This is a genomic window from Massilia sp. CT11-108, from assembly GCF_047302915.1.
In the GTDB taxonomy this organism is placed as follows: domain Bacteria; phylum Pseudomonadota; class Gammaproteobacteria; order Burkholderiales; family Burkholderiaceae_D; genus Telluria; species Telluria orientalis.
The window spans coordinates 1-247 of record NZ_JBKYMO010001668.1 but is presented as its reverse complement, the minus strand read 5'-3'; the positions used below and the strand labels follow the sequence as shown (position 1 = coordinate 247).

Sequence of the window (247 nt, the reverse complement as noted above, 5' to 3'; positions counted from 1 at the left end):
GGCCGTATTGCCTGCCGGTCCGCAGGCAGCGCAGGTGGGGGTAGATAACCTCGAAGGTGGAAAAATCCTCGGTAAATACTTTGTCGATTATGTTGCGAAAGAGATGGGCGGCAAAGCGCGACTGGGAATTGTCGGCGCGCTCAATTCGGCCATCCAAAACCAGCGCCAGAAAGGCTTTGAAGAGACGATTAAAAGCAACAGCCAGATAACGGTCGCCGATGTGGTCGATGGCCAGAATATTCAGGAC

At 53.8% G+C, this 247-nt stretch carries 1 protein-coding gene; it reads left to right on the top strand.

Annotation, left to right across the window (positions count from 1 at the left end; all coding sequences use genetic code 11):
• Positions 1-247: substrate-binding domain-containing protein (locus tag ACEN88_RS35975; protein ID WP_413347164.1), on the top strand; the 247-nt coding region annotated here is incomplete at both ends.